We start from the raw sequence: 15,781 nt of genomic DNA on the forward strand, positions 1-15,781 counted from the left end.
ATGCACGCCTACGTCTACAAGAGCCAGCGCCGGGCCGATACCTATATCTACCTCGCCGCGCGCGACGCGTTCGAGCGCCTGCCCGAACCGCTGCGCACGCAGCTCGGTCCGCTGCAGTTCGTGCTCGACGTCGCGCTGACGCCCGGCCGCACGCTGGCGCGCGAGAACCCGGACGAGGTGCGCGCGAACCTCGCCGCGCGCGGATTCCACCTGCAGTTCCCGCCCACCCCGGGCGTGGATCCGATGCACGAGGACTGGGGCACCGATGCCTGAGGCGCCGGCGAGCCGCCGACAGGCCCTCGTCGCCGCCGCGTCCGCGGTCGCGCTGACCCTGGCCGCCGGGCTGGGTGGCGTGGTCGCGATCGCGGCCGGCGTGCTGGCCCAGCCCGCGCTGGCGCTCGCCGTGCGCGGCTGGCGCCAGCGCCGCGACAGCGATCGCCCCACCCTGCTGCGCGATGCGCGTGCGCTGCTGGCGCTGTGGGCGGTCGCCGCGACGCTGGTCGGCGCGTTGGTGGCCTGGCCGCTGTCGGCGGTCGTGGACGGTGCCGGGCTCGGTCCGGTGCTGGCACTCAGCGCCGCGTCGGGGCTGTGCGTGCTCGCGCTGTGGCGCAGCTGGCCGCTGTGGCACGCGCTCGAACGCGACGGCGGCGCGCTGTCGCGGCAATGGAACGCGCTGGGCGACCGCGATGCCTCGGGCTGGCACGGGCTGGCCGCAGCCGCCTGCGTGGCGGCGATCCTGGGTGCGATCGTGGTCCTCGCCTGGCCCGGCCTGCTGCCGTCAGCCGCGCGCTGGGCGATGGCGGGCGCCAGCGTCCTGGCCTGGCCGGGGCTGCACCTGCTGCTGCAGCGGCTCCCCGCGCCGCCCGCGCTCGCGCTGCCGGTGGTCGACATGGCCGGCGAGCCGTCGCGGATCGATCCACCGGCGTTCGAAGGCGACCTGGACCGCGCGCTCTACGCCGCGGCCCGCGGTGGCCGGGTGGAGCAGGCGCTGGCGCTGCTCGACGCGGGTGCCGATGCCCACGCCCTGCCGCTGGACCAAGACCGCGACCAGCGTCCGCTGCCTGTGCTGGCCGCGGTGCTGCCGGACCTGCGCCTGCTGCGCGCGCTGATCGCCGCCGGCGTCGACGTCAACGCCGCCCACGCCGGGCTGACGCCGCTGCTGGCCGCCACCCGCGACAGCTGGCACGGACGGCCCGACGCGGTGATGACCCTGCTCGCCAATGGCGCGGACCCGCGCGCCGCCGACCGCGACGGCAACACCCCGCTGCACCACGCCGCGCGCAGCTCCGATCCCGGCGTGGCCGCGCTGCTGCGCGACGCCTCGGCCGAGCTCGACGTACAGAACACGGACGGCCTCACCCCCCTGGGCGTCGCCTGCGCCGCCGGCAACTGGCGGCTCGCGCGCTTCCTGCTCGAACGCGGCGCGCGCCCGGGCGTGGAGTCGGGCACCCCGGCACTGGTGGCCGCGGCCGCCGGCGACGAGGACGATCCGGCAGGCGTGCAGCTTTTGCTGCGGCACAAGGCGAAGGTCGACGCCCGCGATCGCGATGGCCGCACCGCGCTGCACGTCGCCGCATTCCAGGGCCATGCCGACATCGTCGCGGCGCTGCTCGATGCCGGGGCCGACGTGCAGGCGCGCGACGCTGCCGGCGCCACGCCGCTGCTCGAGGCGGCGCGCGGCGCGCGCATGGCCACGTTCGAAGCGCTGCTCGCCGCCAAGGCCGATCCGCGCGCCGTGGACCACGAGGGCCGCCACGCGCTGCTGCTCGCCTGCCTGGCCGAGGCGCCGTCGTCGGCGCTGGTCGCGCGCCTGATCGAACTCGGGCTCGATCCCCGGAGCGCCGATGGCGCCGGCCGCCGCGCGGTGGACGTCGCCGCTGCGGCCGGGCGCTGGCGCCTGGTGGCGCTGCTCGACCCCGCCTACGCGCTGCCGCCCAGCGTCCAGGCCGAGGGTGGCGAGGCCGCGCCGGAAGACCGCGCGCCGCTGGCACTGCTGCGCGAGGGGCTGGATGCGGGACGGTTCGACGACCTGGACCGCATCGCAGCGCTGGTGACGCCGGCCGAGCTCGCATCGTTGCTGCTCGACGACACGCCGGCGCCGTCCATCGCCAGGATCGACTGGCTGGTCGGGCAGGGCGCCGACGTCGAAGCGCGCGATGCCGACGGCGACACCGCGCTGTTCCGGCTGCTCGCCCGCGGTCCCGCCGCGGTGCCCGCGCTGCAGGCGCTGCTGCGCCACGGCGCGTCGCCGGCGGGCGGTGGCGGCCTCGCGCGCTTCCTGGCCGCCTGCGTCGCCGGCGACCAGGCCGGGCGCGCGCTCGAACTGTGCGCCCTCGAACTGCTCGAGGCCGGCGCGGATCCGTTCGCGTCGTCGCCCGCAGGCGATCCGCCGCTGTCGCTCGCCGTGCACCTGGGCTGGGACCGGCTGATCGAACGCCTGCTCGCGATCGGAGTCGATGCCGACGCCCGCGACGCTCGCGGCATGACCGCGCTGCACCTGGCCGCGGCGCTGGCGCGCGAGGACGTGCTCAAGACCCTGGTGCGCCACGGCGCCACCATCGACATGCGCGCGCAGGACGGCCAGACCCCGCTCGGTGTCGCGCTCGCCAGCGGCCGCCGCGACCTCGCCGACTGGCTCGACTGGCGCGGATGGCCCCTGCCGCGGCGCGTGCTGCAGCCGGCCGACCTGCCGGCCGCGGCGATGGCCGGCGATGCCGATGCGGTGCGCCGCCTGATCGATCTCGGGCTGCCGGTGGAAGCGGTCGACGGCCAGGGCTGCACCGCGCTGCTGCGCGCCTGCGGTGGCGGCCATCCGGCCGTGGTCGACCTGCTGCTGGCCCGGGGCGCGCAGCCGCAGCACGTGGCCCACACCGGCGCCACCCCGCTGTCGGCCGCGGTCAGCGTGCGCCAGATCGAGATCGTCGACCGCCTGCTTGCGGCCGGTGCGCAACTCGAACAGCGCCTGCCCGGCGAGGTGACCGTGCTGATGCTGGCGGCTGCGCTCGGCCTGCCCGAACTCTGCGCGCGGCTGATGACCGCCGGCGCCAACGTGCACGCCACCGATGCCCAAGGCCTGACGCCGCTGCATTGCGCCGCGCTGTACGGCTTCACCGCACGCGACCGCACCCGTCTGGTGGCGCTGTTCGACACCCTGCTGCTGGCCGGTGCCGAGGTCGACGCCCCTGCCGCGGGCGGCGTGACCCCGCTGCTGCTGCTGGTTGGCGCGCGCGCCGAGCCCGGCTCGGCCTGCGACGAGGACGTGCTGCTGGCCGTGATCGAGCACCTGCTAGACGAGGGCGCCAGCCTGGATGCGCGCGATCCGCGCGGCTTTGGCCCCCTGCACCTGGCGGCCCTGCACGGCCTGCTGCGGTTGACCCAGCGGCTGCTGCGCGCCGGTGCCGATCCCGAAGCACGCGACGCCCTCAACCGCACTCCCCGCGAGATCGCGGTGATGCGCGGCTTCGTCGATGTCGCCCACGAATACGTCCCGGTCCAGGCCGGCGTGTCGATGGCGCGGTTCCTGCGCGACCGGGGTTGATCGGGCCCCACACGTCCCGGCGGTCCGCACTTCACCCGCGCCCGGTTCCCGGCTAGCATCGCCCCACGACCCAGGGAAGAGGTGCGTTATGCATATCCGGAGGATGTGGATCCCGCTCGCGGGCCTGCTGCTTTTCGCCGCCAGCTGCGCCGTGTTCGCGGCAGGACCGGGCGCCGTCCGCAAGCAGGTCGAGGGAAGCATGCTCGTGACCGGTCGGGTCACCATCGAGCAGGACGGCAGCGTCAGCGGCTGGACCATCGACCAGCGCGAGGCATTGCCTGCAGGCGTGTCGGGACTGGTCGACAGGGTCGCGCCGCAGTGGCAATTCGAGCCCGTGCTGGTCGACGGCCAGCCCGTCCGCGGCAATGCGCGCATGAGCCTTCGGGTGGCGGCAAAACGACTGGACGACGGCAACTACGAGGTTTGGATCCGCGACGGCTATTTCGGGCGCGATGCCCTCAGTCCGGAAGAGCGCGTCGCCGGGGCCCTGCGCGACGAGTACGTCAGCGCCGTGGAGATGAGGCCGCCGTCCTATCCGATGCGCGCCCTGGAGGTGAACGCGCAGGGCACCGTGTACCTCGTCCTGCGCGTGGACCGGCAGGGCCGCGTGGCCGATGCGATCGTCGAGCAGGTCAACCTGCGGACGATCGGCAGCGAGACGCAGATGCGGCAGATGCGCGACATGCTCGCGAAGCCCGCGCTGGCCAGGGCGCGCGAGTGGCAGTTCAACATCCCCACCGCGGGTGAGTGGAAGGACGACGACTCGTGGAGCCTTCGGGTCCCGGTCGATTTCTTCATCGCAGACCGGCGTGACGCGGGCAGGCAGGTCGGTTACGGCCAATGGGACACCTATGTGCCAGGCCCGCGCGCGCCGGTGCCATGGGAGACCGGGGACGCCGCGAGCATCTCGCCGGATACGCTGATCGCCGGTGAAGTCCACCAGGCCGGCGCCAGCCGTAAATTGCTCACGCCCCTGGGGGGCTAGCGACTCGATCCGCCCTCGAAACGTCCGCGGCGCCGCGCACCCCGTCCGGCATCCGCGCACAACGCGTGCTCATGCTCCGGCGTGCGGGGGACGGGGTGTTCGCCGTCGAGTTCCCGATCGCGGTGTCGTCGCAATCGATCGGCATGCCGGTTCGGACAGGGTGAACCGGGCGTCGAGGCTGGAGTGCGTGTCGCGGGCCCGCGAAAAACGGAAGGCGCCGGTTGCCCGGCGCCTTCGGCTGTTCAATCGCGACGTCGGTTCAGCGCCTCATCGAGGCGAAGAACTCGTCGTTGGACTTGGTGCTCTTCATCTTGTCGAGCAGGAATTCCATCGCCGCGATCTCGTCCATCGGGTGCAGCAGCTTGCGCAGGATCCAGATGCGCTGCAGCAGGTCGGGCTCGATCAGCAGGTCCTCGCGGCGGGTGCCGGAGAGGTTGACCGCGATCGCCGGGTACACGCGCTTCTCGGTGATGCGGCGGTCGAGGTGGATTTCCGAGTTGCCGGTGCCCTTGAACTCCTCGTAGATCACCTTGTCCATCGCGCTGCCGGTGTCGACCAGGGCGGTGGCGATGATGGTCAGCGAGCCGCCTTCCTCGACGTTGCGCGCCGCGCCGAAGAAGCGCTTGGGGCGGTGCAGGGCGTTGGCGTCGACGCCGCCGGTGAGCACCTTGCCGCTGGAGGGCACGACGTTGTTGTAGGCGCGGGCCAGGCGGGTGATCGAGTCGAGCAGGATCACCACGTCCTTCTTGTGCTCGACCAGGCGCTTGGCGCGCTCGATCACCATCTCGGCGACCTGAACGTGGCGCGCGGCCGGTTCGTCGAAGGTCGAGGAGACCACTTCGCCGCGCACGGTGCGCTGCATCTCGGTCACTTCCTCGGGCCGCTCGTCCACCAGCAGCACGATCAGGAAGACTTCCGGATGGTTGGTGGTGATCGCGGTGGCGATCTGCTGCATCAGCATGGTCTTGCCGGCCTTGGGCGGCGAGACGATCAGGGCGCGCTGGCCCTTGCCCTGCGGCGCCATCAGGTCGAGGATGCGGCCGGCGATGTCTTCGCTCGAACCGTCGCCGCGCTCGAGCTTGAAGCGCCTGCGCGGGAACAGCGGGGTCAGGTTCTCGAACAGCACCTTGCCCTTGCTGGCCTCGGGCGGCTCGCCGTTGATGGTGTCCACCACGTTCAGCGCGAAGTAGCGCTCGCCGTCCTTGGGCCAGCGGATGCGTCCGGACAGGTGGTCGCCGGTGCGCAGGTTGAAGCGGCGGATCTGGCTGGGCGAGATGTAGGTGTCGTCCGGGCCTGCCAGGTAGCTGGCCTCGGCGCCGCGCAGGAAGCCGAAGCCGTCGGGCAGGATCTCCAGCACGCCGTCGGCCTGCACGCCCTCGTGGGTGCGCGTGAGCACCTTGAGCAGGGCAAAGATCACGTCCTGCTTGCGGGCGCGGGCCACGCCCTCGTGGATGTTGAGCTGTTCGGCGATGTCGAACAGCTTGTGCGCCGGCATCCGCTTCAGGTCGCCCAGCGAGTACTGCGGGAAGCCCTCGGGGATGTTGGGCGGCGGCATGCGGCTGGCCTGCTCGCCGTTGCCGGAATCGTCCTGGGGCAGGCCGCCCTCGCGGTAGCGGTCGCGCTGGCGGTCGCGGCGGTTGCGGAAGCGGTCGCGGCGGTTGTTGCCCTGCGCGTTCTGGTTGCCCTGGTTCTGTTGGCCGGGGTTGTTGCGCTGGCCGTCCTGCGGCTGCCGCTGCGGCTGCCCGCCCTCGGCCTGCGCCTGCGGCGCTTCACCGCCGCCGCCGCCGGGCGACGGGCTGGACTGGCCCGGATCGGGGGTGCGCGGTGCGGCGGGCGCGGCGGGTTCGGACGCCGCCGGCCGGGATTCCGCGGCGCGGGGTTCGGACGGGGCGGGGGCGGAATCGAACAGCCTGGGCGCATCGGCGTCGGCGGTCTTGGCGCTCTTCCTGGGGGCACGCGTGGCAGTCTTGCGCACGCGCTTGGCGGCGGTGTCGCCGTCGTCGGGGGTGTTGTCGGACAAGTGGGAATTCCTCGCTCGCTGCGAGCGCCCTGGAGCGGGCGGAAGGTGTTGACGGGAGTCTTTCAGACGGGGTGCGGCGCCGAGTTCCACGCCGGATGGAGCCAAACTAACACCGCGTGCGGGCGACGGCAAGCGGGCGGGACGGGCCGTTCAGGCCGGTGCGCGGCCGCGAATCGCGCCCTCGCATCGCAACGGTACCGCGCGCGGGCGCGCGGTACCGCGAGTCGCGGACATGCGGCGCTCAGAGCGCCTTGTCGATCATCTGCGCCAGCTGCGCCTTGCCGACCGCGCCGATCTGGGTCGCCTGGACCTGGCCGTCCTTGAACAGCAGCAGCATCGGGATCGAGCGCACGTGGTACTTCAGCGCCGTGGCGCGGTTCTCGTCGACGTTGACCTTGGCGACCTTCACCTTGCCGGCGTAGTCCTCGGCCAGTTCGTCCAGGGCCGGGGCGATCATCTTGCACGGCCCGCACCAGGGCGCCCAGAAGTCGACCAGCACCGGCTCGCTGGACTGCAGCACGGCGGCATCGAAATCGGCATCGCTGGCGTGGAAGACGTGTTCGCTCACGGAAGGCTCCTGGAAGGGGGCGGTGGCCGGCCAGGACGGCCGCACCGGGATGGATGGTAAACTTGGGCGATTCGCGGCCCGATTCAAGGGCCACCCGTGACGGGAATCCCGGGCGACCCCATGCGCCCATGGTCCGCGAGCCCGGGGTCCGCGCCAGCCGGCGCCCTCCCCGTTCCAAGGCAGTCTGCGATGCAGGCGCCGCCCACGCAAGCTCCAGGGCGTGTCATGCCGCTTGAAGGACTTCCCTGCCCGTTTGGGTCGCCGCACCGCGGCGATACGCGCCTCGCGGCGCGGCGACCCAAGCGGACCGGGGGGCACTTCGGGGCGCAGGGACACGCGCTGGGGCCGCACACAAGAAGCCCTACATGAGCGACAAGCCACTTACCGACATCACCTTCTCCAGTTTCGAACTGCACCCGGCCCTGCTGGCCGGCCTGGAATCTGCCGGGTTCACCCGCTGCACGCCGATCCAGGCGCTGACCCTGCCGATCACGCTGGCCGGGCGCGACGTCGCCGGCCAGGCCCAGACCGGCACCGGCAAGACCCTGGCCTTCCTGGTCACGGTGATCAACCGGCTGCTGTCCAGCCCCGCCCTGGCCGAGCGCAAGCCCGAGGATCCGCGCGCGCTGATCCTGGCCCCGACCCGCGAGCTGGCGATCCAGATCCACAAGGACGCGATGAAGCTCGCGCCCGAGCTGGGGCTGAAGTTCGCCCTGGTCTACGGCGGCGTCGACTACGACAAGCAGCGCGCCCTGCTGCAGGCCGGCGCCGACGTGATCATCGCTACCCCGGGCCGGCTGATCGACTACGTCAAGCAGCACAAGGTGGTGTCCCTGCATGCCTGCGAGGTGTGCGTGCTGGACGAGGCCGACCGCATGTTCGACCTCGGCTTCATCAAGGACATCCGCTTCCTGCTCCGGCGCATGCCGATCCGCACCGAGCGCCAGACCCTGCTGTTCTCGGCCACGCTCAGCCACCGCGTGCTGGAGCTCGCCTACGAGCACATGAACGAGCCGGAGAAGATCGTCGTCGAGACCGAGTTCATCACTGCGGCCAAGGTGCGCCAGAAGCTGTACTACCCCTCGGACGAGGAGAAGCTGCCGCTGCTGCTGGGCCTGCTCTCGCGCAGCGAGGGCGCGCGCACGATGGTGTTCGTCAACACCAAGGCCTTCGTCGAGCGCGTGGCGCGATCGCTGGAGAAGGCCGGCTACCGCGTCGGCGTGCTGTCGGGCGACGTGCCGCAGAAGAAGCGCGAGTCGCTGCTGAAGAAGTTCCAGGCCGGCCAGCTCGAGATCCTGGTGGCCACCGACGTGGCCGCGCGCGGCCTGCACATCGACGGCGTCAGCCACGTCTACAACTACGATCTGCCGTTCGACGCCGAGGACTACGTGCACCGCATCGGCCGCACCGCGCGCCTGGGCGCCGAGGGCGACGCGATCAGCTTCGCCTGCGAGCGCTACGCGATGGGGCTGCCGGACATCGAGGCCTACATCGAGCAGAAGATCCCGTCCGAGCCGGTGACTGCGGAACTGCTGGTGCCGCTGCCGCGCCAGCCGCGCCTGGCCCTGGCCGGCGACGCCGCGGCGCAGGACGACGACGGCGACGGCGACAGCATCGGCGAGATCTACCGCGAGGTGCGCGAGGCGAAAGCCGCCGAGGACGCCAAGCGCGGCGGTGGCCGCGGCGGTCGCCCGGCTCCCGGGGCGGGGCGTGGCGGCCCGAGGTCGGGCGCCGGGTCCGGCGCCGGCGCTGGCGAACGGCCGCGGCGTGCGCGCAAGCCGCGCGCGGAGGACGGCGAGGCCCAGGCGGCGACCGCACCGATCGATGCGGCGCCGGCCGAGGGTGCGCCCGCACCGGCGCCGGTGATCGACGCGGCAGGCGCGGTGGCCGCGGCCATGCCGGACGAATCGCGGCCGCCGCGCAAGCGGCGCCGCCGGCGGCGCGGCAAGCGCGTCGAGGGTGCGGCCGAGCCAGGGCAGGAGACGGCGCAAGCGGTCGGCGGGCAGGGCAGTCGCGAAGGCGCCACGCGCGAGCCGCGGAAGTCGTCGGTCCCGCGGGCGCCGCGGGCATCCCGCGACGGCGCCGCGCCGGTGTCCGCGCCTGCGCGCACGTCGGGCGAGCCCTCGCTGCTGTCGCGCATCGGCGCGCGGCTGCGCAAGCTGGTCACGCGCGCGCCGCACAGCCAGCACTGAGCGCGGCGCGGTTGCGCCGGGGCATCGCGCCCCGGCGTCGCGCGGTTCGCGCCGCGTGCACCGCGCGTCCGCGGCGCACGCCGGGGTTTGACCGCGTCCGCAAAGCCGGCACGGCGTGCGCTTGGGCCCCGATGAGTTCTGCGATACTCCGGCCATGACCGTCCTGCGCTTCGACAACGTCAGCAAGCAGTACGCCGGCGGGCGCGTGGCTTTGGCGGACGTGAGTTTCGCCGTCGGCAGCGGCGAGATGCTGTTCCTCACCGGCCATTCGGGCGCCGGCAAGAGCACGCTGCTCAAGCTGATCCACCTCGCCGAGCGGCCCAGCCGCGGCGCGGTGGTGTTCAACGAGCGCAACCTGCTCAAGGTGCGCGGGCGCCGGGTCGCGCTGCACCGGCGCGAGGTCGGCGTGGTGTTCCAGGACCACCGCCTGCTCACCGATCGCAGCGTGTTCGACAACGTGGCGCTGCCGCTGATCCTGCGTGGCCAGCGCCGCGGCGAGATCGGCAAGCGGGTGCGCAGCGCGCTCGAGCGCCTCGGCCTGGGCGACCGCGAGCAGTCCCTGCCGACGCAGCTGTCGGCCGGCGAACAGCAGCGCGTGGGCATCGCCCGCGCGGTGGTGGGCGAACCGCGGCTGCTGGTGGCCGACGAGCCCACCGGCAACCTCGACCCCACCCTGTCGGCCGAGATCATGGCGCTGTTCGCCTCGCTGCCCGAACGCGGCACCAGCGTGCTGATCGCCAGCCACGACCTGGGCCTGGTCAAGCGCATGCGCAAGCGCGTGCTGGTGCTCGACCACGGCAGCCTGGTGGACGACATCGCGCCGGAGGACCTGGCCGATGAATGAGCCCCGCGCCGCGCGTCCGTCCCCGCTCGGGACCTGGGTCGACCACCACCTCTACAGCCTGGTCGCCAGCCTCGGCCGCGTCTTCCGCAAACCCTGGGCGGCGCTGCTCACCGTCGCGGTCATGGCGCTGGCGCTGGCGCTGCCGCTGGGGCTGTGGCTGGTGCTCGGCAACCTCGAGCGTCTGGCCGGCAATGTCGAACGCTCGCGCGAGATCAGCGTGTTCCTGCGCCAGGACGTGGACGCCGCGCGCGCCACGGCGCTGGCCGGCGAACTTAGCGCGCGCGGCAATGTCGCCGACGTGATCCACGTGCCGCCCGAGCAGGGGCTGGCCTCGCTGCGGGAGGACGACGCGCTGGCCGGGATCATCGACGCGGTCGGCGACGACAACCCGCTGCCGCACGCGCTGCTGGTGCTGCCGGCCGGCGACGAACTGATGGTGGCCGACTCGCTGCGGCAGTTGCCGGAGGCCGAACTGGTGCAGCACGACGCGCAGTGGCGCCAGCGCCTGGACACCTGGCTGCGCTTCGGCGGACGCGTGGCCTGGGTGCTCGCCGCGCTGTTCGGCCTCGGCGCGCTGCTGGTGGTCGGCAACACCGTGCGCCTGGACATCCAGTCGCGGCGCGAGGAGATCGGCGTGCTGCAGCTGCTCGGCGCCACCGACGGCTTCATCCGGCGCCCGTTCCTCTACCTCGGCGCCTGGTACGGGCTGGCCGCGGGTGCGATGGCGGTCGCGCTGCTCGCCGCGGCGGCGGCGGCGCTGCGCGGTCCGCTGGCCGAACTGGCGACCAGCTACGGCAGCCGGTTCGCGCTCGGCGGCATCGACGGGCCGTGGACCCTGACCGTACTCGCCGGCGCGACCGCGCTCGGCTGGTTCGGCGCCGGCCTGGTGACCGGCCACTTCCTGCGCCAGACGCGCCCCACGGAGACCTGAGCCGACATGATGTCGCACGACCTGCGCCACCTGGACACCGAGACCCCGTGCGTGCTGGTGGTGGACGGCTCCAAGCTGGTGCGCAAGCTGATCCTCGCCGTGCTGCAGAAGGAACTGCCGGGCGTGCGCGTGGCCGAGGGCGGCAGCCTGGCCGAGGCGCGCGCGGTGCTGGCGGCCGAGCCGGTGGACCTGGTGACCACCGCGCTGGTGCTGCCCGACGGCGACGGCCTGCAGGTCGCGCGCGCGGTGCGCGAGGCCGGCGGACAGCGCTACGTGCCGGTGATCGTGATCTCCGGCGACGTGCAGTCGCACCTGGAGGATCGCCGCTTCACCGAGGACGTCACCGACTACTTCGACAAGGGCCTGGGCCACAACGCGCTGGCCGCGTTCATCCGTGGCTACGTGCAGCCGCAGCCGATCGCCGACGCGCACGTGCTGTATATCGAGGACAGCCGCACGGTGGCGGTGGCGATCCGGCGCATGCTCGAGGCGCACCAGATGCGCGTCACCCATGTCACCAACGCCGAGGACGCGATCGCCTACCTCGAGGCCTACGCCGGCACCGACGCCGCGCCCGGCGCCGACCTGGTGCTCACCGACCTGTACCTGAAGGGCGAGCTCGACGGCCGCGACGTGCTCGACAAGGTCCGCAACGGCCTGGGCTACGGCAAGCGCCGGCTGCCGGTGCTGGTGATGACCGGCGACGACAACCGCGACAACCAGGCCGCGCTGCTGCGCCAGGGCGCAAACGACCTGGTGCTCAAGCCGATCGAGGAACGCCTGCTGGCGACCAAGGCGCTGTTCCAGCTGCGCCTGTCGCGGCTGCCGGACCATCCGCTGCAGGCATGAACGCGCCGGACGTGCGGCTGGAACCATCGTGGAAGGCGCGCGTGGGCGACTGGTTCGCCCGGGATGACATGCGCGCGCTGTCGGCGTTCCTGCGCGAACGCCGCGCCGCGGGCGCGCGCATCTATCCGCCAGGCCCGGAGATCTTCGCCGCGTTCGAGGCGACGCCGTTCGACCGGGTCAAGGTGGTGATCCTCGGCCAGGATCCCTACCACGGCCCCGGCCAGGCGCACGGACTGTGCTTCTCGGTGCGCCCGGGCGTGCCCGTGCCGCCGTCGCTGGAGAACATGTTCAAGGAACTGCAGCGCGACCTCGGGCTCCCGCGCCCCGACCACGGCTGGCTGGTGCCGTGGGCGCGGCAGGGCGTGCTGCTGCTCAACGCCGTGCTCACCGTGGAGGAGGGGCGAGCCGGCGCCCACCAGGGACGCGGCTGGGAGGGCTTCACCGATCACGTGGTCGACGTGCTCAACCGCGAGCGCGAAGGCCTGGTGTTCCTGCTGTGGGGCGCGTACGCGCAGAAGAAGGGCGCGATCGTGGACGGGCGTCGCCACCGCGTGCTGCGCACGACGCATCCCTCGCCGCTGTCCGCGCACCGCGGCTTCCTCGGCTGCGGGCATTTCTCCGCCGCCAACGACTACCTGGTGCGGCACGGGCAGGCGTCGATCGACTGGTCGCTGCCGCCGCGCGCGCAAGTCGAGGCGTGACCGCACGCGCGCCACGCCTCGACCGTGTTCAGAACCAGAGCTTGACCCCGGCGACCCAGCGCGTGTCGCGCGCCGCTTCGCCGTCTTCCGCGTGCAGGTCGGCGGTGCGCCCGAACGCGCGCTCGTGCACGACGCCCACGTACGGCGCGAACCGTCGCGTGACTTCGTAGCGCACGCGCAAGCCGGCTTCGACCGTCGACAGGCCTCGACCGATGCCGCGCTGCGGGTCGTCCTTCGTGTTCAGTTCGACTTCCAGCGCGGGCTGCAGCACCAGCCGGTTGGTGAAGCGCAGGTCGTATTCGGCCTCCAGGTCCGCGGACACGCCGCCGCCTTCGCCGGCGTAGGCGATCGCGGACACTTCGAACATGTACGGCGCGATGCCCTGCACGCCGACGCCCAGTCGCGTGCGCGACGGCGCCTCGCCCCAGTCGCGACGGATGCCCGCCACCACGTCCCACCAGCGGGCGACCGCGCGCGAGTAGCGCAGTTCGACCTGCGCCGATTCGAGGTGGCCCCCGCTGCGCTCGCCGCTGCTGCGCAGCCAGGCGCGATGGATGTCGCCGCCCCACGAGGCCTTGCCCTCCCAGGCCTGTCCGCGCGCGTCGCCATCGTCCCAGGCTTCCAGGTGGTCGATGTCGAGCCGGCGCCAGGTCGTCGCGCCGTGCGCCATGTGCGCGTGCTCGAGCGTGGGGAACGCGGCGGCGCGGTCGGCGTCGGTGAGCGGCGGGATCGGCTCGCGCGGCGCGACGTCGGCCGCGGGCGTGCAGTGGCCCATCGCGGCGTGTGCGGGCGTGCAGGCATCCGGCAGGGCGGCGTCTGACGCGGAAGGAGCGCCGTGTCCGCGATGCGGATCGCCGTCAACGGGAGGCTCTGCGTCCACCTCTGCGGACTGCCCCGGCGTGCAGTGACCCATGGCCGCATGCGCGGGCGTGCAGCCCTGCGTCGGCGCGGCGTGGGTGGCCTCGCCGTGGCCGTCAGGGTGGTCCTGCGCGGCGGGCGGTGTGTGCGGCGCGTGCCCGGCATGGGCCGCATGGCCGACGGGCCCGCTGCGATCAGCGGCCCGACCATGATCGGCGTGGCCGGTCTGAGCGTCGTGTCCGGCATGGTCGACCTGCGCGGCGTGCTGCGGGTGCCCACCCTCCTGCGCGGCGGCGGCGAGCGGTGCGAGCCCGAGCAGGAGCAGGGCCAGTGTGCGCGGATGCCGGCTCATGCGCCTTCCTCCACGCGCACTTCGCGCATCATCCCGGCGTCCATGTGGTAGAGCAGGTGGCAGTGGTAGGCCCAGCGGCCGAGCGCATCGGCGCGCACGCGGTAGCTGCGCTTCGTGCCCGGCGGCATGTCGACGGTGTGCTTGCGCACCATGAATCCGCCCGCCTCGTCCTCCAGATCGCTCCACAGGCCGTGCAGGTGGATCGGGTGCTGCATCATCGTGTCGTTGACCAGCACGATGCGCATGCGCTCGCCGTAATTCAGGCGCAGCGGCTCGGCGCTGGCGAACGGGATGCCGTCGAACGACCAGGCGAACTTCTCCATGTGCCCGGTCAGGTGCAGCTCGACCGTGCGCGAGGGCTCGCGGCCGTCGGGATCGTCGAACACGCTCTTGAGGTCGGCATAGGCGAGGACCCGGCGGCCGTTGTCGCGCAGGCCGATGCCGGGATCGTCCAGGCGCGGCGTCGGCGCCATGGTCTGCATGTCGACCAGCGGATTGCCGGCTTCGCTCGCCGGATGCGATTGCATGCCGGCGCCATCGGCCCCGGATGCATGGGCGCCGTGGCCATCGTGCGCTCCCGCGCCAGACCCGTGCATCGCCGCGCCGCACCCGCCCTCGGCCATCATCGCCGCGCCGCAGCCGCCTTCCAGCGCCTTGCCGCCGGGGTTGTGCGCGCCATGCCCGCCGTGGCCCATGTCGTCCATGGTCAGTCGTGGGCGCGGGTCGGGCGCCGGTATTGGCGCTTCCAGCCCCGCGCGCACGGCCAGCGTGCCGCGCGCGTAGCCGGTGCGGCCCATGTCCTGGGCGAAGACGGTGTAGGCGTCCTGTCCCGACGGCTCCACGATCACATCAAAGGTTTCCGCCGCGCCCATGCGCAGCTCGTCCACGCTCACCGGATGCACGTACTGCCCGTCGGCGGCCACCACGGTCATCTTCAGCCCGGGAATGCGCACGTCGAAATGGGTCATCGCCGAGGCGTTGACCAGGCGCAGCAGCACCTTCTCGCCCGGGCGGAACGCGCCGGTCCAGTTGCCCGACGGCGTCGCCCCGTTCATCAGGTAGGTGTAGGTGTGCGCGTTGACGTCCGACAGGTCGCTCGGCGTCATCCGCATCTGGCCCCAGGCGCGGCGGTCGGCGAGGGTGGCCGAGAGGCCGTCGCGGCGCACGTCGCGGAGGAAGTCGCCGACCGTGGGCTTGTACCAGTTGTCGTGGTGCGGCGCCTTCTTCAATCGCGCGAACAGGTCGGCCGGGTCCAGGTCGGTCCAGTCCGACAGCAGCACCACGTGCTCGCGGTCCCAGTGGTAGGGCGGCGGCTCGCGCGGGTCGACGATGATCGCGCCGTACAGCCCCGCCTGTTCCTGGTGCAGCGAATGGCTGTGGTACCAGTACGTGCCCGACTGCTTCAGGGTGAAGCGGTACAGGTACGCCTCGCCCGGCGCGATGCCGTCGAAGCTCATGCCCGGCACGCCGTCCATGTTCGACGGCAGCAGGATGCCGTGCCAGTGGATCGAGGTGGTCACGCCGGGCGGCAGGTGGTTGGCCACGCGCAGGGTGACGGTGTCGCCCTCGCGCCAGCGCAGCACCGGCGCGGGCAGGCGGTGGTTGATGGTGATCGCCTGGCGCGGGCGACCGGTGAAGTTCACCAGGCTCTGGCCGATGTCGAGCCGGAAATCGCTGCCGGCCAGTTCGGTGCCAGGCACCGCGGCGGTGGTCTCGCGCGCCTGTGCGGGCAGGCGCAGGGTGCCGGCGGCGAGCGCGGCGCCGCCCAGCACCAGGCCCTGGACGAAATGGCGACGCGACGGCGAGGCCGGCGCGTGCGCGGGCAGTCGCGGACTGCGATGGATCATGTCGATGCTCCGTGGGGCGCGCGCAACGCGCGCCCGGTCGATCGGGAATGGCGGAACGCGCCGCACGTCGTGCGTGGCGCAGCGTCCTGGCCGCAG

At 72.9% G+C, this 15,781-nt stretch carries 13 protein-coding genes; 9 read left to right on the plus strand and 4 right to left on the minus strand.

Annotation, left to right across the window (positions count from 1 at the left end):
* From QFW80_RS13940 to QFW80_RS13950, 3 genes are all read left to right on the plus strand, one after another.
* Positions 1-273: a YcgL domain-containing protein gene (locus QFW80_RS13940; RefSeq protein ID WP_280602580.1), complete on the plus strand. Its 273-nt coding sequence runs from the start codon at positions 1-3 to the stop codon at positions 271-273.
* Positions 266-3,538: an ankyrin repeat domain-containing protein gene (locus tag QFW80_RS13945; RefSeq protein ID WP_280602581.1), complete on the plus strand. Its 3,273-nt coding sequence runs from the start codon at positions 266-268 to the stop codon at positions 3,536-3,538. Before QFW80_RS13940 ends, QFW80_RS13945 begins: the two co-directional genes overlap by 8 nt.
* A gap of 103 nt (positions 3,539-3,641) precedes the next feature.
* The gene (locus QFW80_RS13950) at positions 3,642-4,523 is read left to right on the plus strand and encodes a TonB C-terminal domain-containing protein (protein WP_280602582.1); all 882 of its coding nucleotides are present in this window, start codon (positions 3,642-3,644) and stop codon (positions 4,521-4,523) included.
* Positions 4,524-4,782: 259 nt separating this feature from the next.
* Here the strand turns inward: QFW80_RS13950 and rho are convergent, their stop codons facing one another.
* A complete protein-coding gene (rho, locus tag QFW80_RS13955; protein ID WP_280602583.1) occupies positions 4,783-6,543 on the minus strand; it encodes a transcription termination factor Rho in 1,761 nt (586 codons plus the stop codon).
* Between the two features lie 241 nt (positions 6,544-6,784).
* On the minus strand, positions 6,785-7,111 hold the full coding sequence (gene trxA, locus QFW80_RS13960) for a thioredoxin TrxA (RefSeq protein WP_280602584.1): 327 nt from the start codon (positions 7,109-7,111) through the stop codon (positions 6,785-6,787).
* A gap of 365 nt (positions 7,112-7,476) precedes the next feature.
* Here trxA and rhlB point away from each other — a divergent pair, with 365 nt between their 5' ends.
* The 5 genes from rhlB to ung all read left to right on the plus strand — a co-directional run bounded on the left by rhlB (position 7,477) and on the right by ung (position 12,628).
* Positions 7,477-9,303, plus strand: coding sequence for an ATP-dependent RNA helicase RhlB (gene rhlB, locus QFW80_RS13965; protein WP_280602585.1), 1,827 nt, complete (start codon positions 7,477-7,479; stop codon positions 9,301-9,303).
* A gap of 154 nt (positions 9,304-9,457) precedes the next feature.
* Positions 9,458-10,147 (plus strand): cell division ATP-binding protein FtsE, encoded by a 690-nt coding sequence (gene ftsE / locus QFW80_RS13970; protein WP_280602586.1) that lies wholly within the window; start codon positions 9,458-9,460, stop codon positions 10,145-10,147.
* A complete protein-coding gene (gene ftsX, locus QFW80_RS13975) occupies positions 10,140-11,078 on the plus strand; it encodes a permease-like cell division protein FtsX (RefSeq protein ID WP_280602587.1) in 939 nt (312 codons plus the stop codon). Before ftsE ends, ftsX begins: the two co-directional genes overlap by 8 nt.
* A gap of 6 nt (positions 11,079-11,084) precedes the next feature.
* Positions 11,085-11,927: a response regulator gene (locus QFW80_RS13980; protein WP_280602588.1), complete on the plus strand. Its 843-nt coding sequence runs from the start codon at positions 11,085-11,087 to the stop codon at positions 11,925-11,927.
* The gene (gene ung, locus QFW80_RS13985; protein WP_280602589.1) at positions 11,924-12,628 is read left to right on the plus strand and encodes a uracil-DNA glycosylase; all 705 of its coding nucleotides are present in this window, start codon (positions 11,924-11,926) and stop codon (positions 12,626-12,628) included. Before QFW80_RS13980 ends, ung begins: the two co-directional genes overlap by 4 nt.
* 28 nt (positions 12,629-12,656) lie before the next feature.
* On the opposite strand, the gene QFW80_RS13990 is transcribed toward ung, so the two are convergent.
* The gene (locus tag QFW80_RS13990) at positions 12,657-13,403 is read right to left on the minus strand and encodes a copper resistance protein B (protein WP_280602590.1); all 747 of its coding nucleotides are present in this window, start codon (positions 13,401-13,403) and stop codon (positions 12,657-12,659) included.
* 69 nt (positions 13,404-13,472) lie between these two features.
* Here QFW80_RS13990 and QFW80_RS13995 point away from each other — a divergent pair, with 69 nt between their 5' ends.
* Positions 13,473-13,889, plus strand: a complete 417-nt coding sequence (locus QFW80_RS13995; RefSeq protein WP_280602591.1) for a hypothetical protein — start codon at positions 13,473-13,475, stop codon at positions 13,887-13,889.
* Here the strand turns inward: QFW80_RS13995 and QFW80_RS14000 are convergent.
* Entirely contained in the window at positions 13,835-15,685 is a 1,851-nt protein-coding gene (locus tag QFW80_RS14000; protein ID WP_280602592.1) for a copper resistance system multicopper oxidase, read from the minus strand. The two genes, QFW80_RS13995 and QFW80_RS14000, sit on opposite strands and share 55 nt — an antisense overlap.
* Between the last annotated feature and the right edge of the window lie 96 nt (positions 15,686-15,781).

Source organism: Luteimonas rhizosphaericola, from assembly GCF_029888045.1.
Lineage (GTDB): Bacteria > Pseudomonadota > Gammaproteobacteria > Xanthomonadales > Xanthomonadaceae > Luteimonas > Luteimonas rhizosphaericola.